Raw genomic sequence first — 1,158 nt, 5'->3', positions numbered from 1 at the left:
CGTTTCTTCAAAGAAGTCATGCCGGCTTTCCGTCGCCGACAGCAGGCTCAGGTCGCGCCCCGCCTGCGCCGTCAGCGTCCCCCGCGTTTCCGCCTGCGCCCCCTGCAGCGTCAGGTCCTGCCCCGCCCGCAGGCTCAGCCCGTCCCCCGCGTTCAGCACCGTCCCCTGCTGCGTCACCGTCTGCTGCCAGTCCAGATGCCGGCTCCACGCGTTCGAGCCGAACTGCTCCTCGCCGGCCGACAGCAGGCTCAGGTCCCGCCCCGCCGACAGCCCCAGCGTCCCCGCCGCGCTCAGCTGCGCCGCCGTGCCGCGCAGGTCACGCCCGGCGCTCAGACTCAGGTCGCCCCCGCCGGCCACCGTGCTCTGCACCAGCCCCTGGCGGCGCCGCTCGGTGGTGGCCCCGCCACCCTCGCGCACCGTGTCCGTCATCGTGGTCAGCGCGTTCAGCTGGATGTCGTTGCCCGCCGCCAGCGCCAGCGGTCCGCCCGCGCTCAGCTGCGCCCCGTTCAGCACGATGTCGTGCCCCGCCTGCAGCGTCAGCCCGCCTTGTGCGCTGATTAAGCCCGCCTGGCCGATATCGGTGCGCGTCAGCGACCCGCTGCCCCGCCCGTCCCGGGCCGCCGTCTGCCACTGGCTGGTCGTCGTGCTGTTGACGATATCGCCGTTGACGCTTGCCAGCGTCACCGTATTACCCTGTATCGTCGCGCTGCGGTTGGTCAGGTTGCCCAGCGCCACCAGATTGAGCGCGCCGCCTGCGCTCAGCAGCCCGCCCTCGCTGTTGCTCAGGTTGCCGCCGCCGGCGATGTTGAGCGCCTCCACCGCCGTCACCGTGCTGCCCCGGTTGTCGATATCCCCGCCCGCGCTCAGGCTGACGCGGTCCGCCACGATGCGGCTGCCCTGCAGGTGGGTGTTATCCGCCTGCGCCAGGTACAGCTTCGGCGCCAGCACCGTCTGCCCGTCGACGGTAATGTTTTCCCACCACACGATGCTGCGGCTCAGCCCCGCCACCTGCGCCGGGCTGAGGCTTACCCCCAGTTGCAGGCTCAGCCGGCTTTGCGCCGCCGCCGCGTTGTCCATCAGTTGCTGCATCTGCGCCAGCTCCGAGCCCACCCCGTTCAGGTAGCGCTGCCCGGTCTGGCTCAGCACCGCGTTGCTGAT

1 protein-coding gene is annotated in these 1,158 nt (G+C 71.4%); it reads right to left on the bottom strand.

Going from position 1 to position 1,158, the window contains the following annotated elements:
* The coding region (locus FDP13_RS21435; protein WP_199886369.1) for a hemagglutinin repeat-containing protein at window positions 1-1,158 on the bottom strand (1,158 nt) is incomplete at both ends.

Origin of the sequence: Dickeya sp. ws52, assembly GCF_007210685.1 — a bacterium.
Taxonomy (GTDB): Bacteria; Pseudomonadota; Gammaproteobacteria; order Enterobacterales; family Enterobacteriaceae; genus Dickeya; species Dickeya chrysanthemi.
Note: the sequence above shows the minus strand (reverse complement) of the source record. Positions and strands in the feature narration are given on the sequence as shown.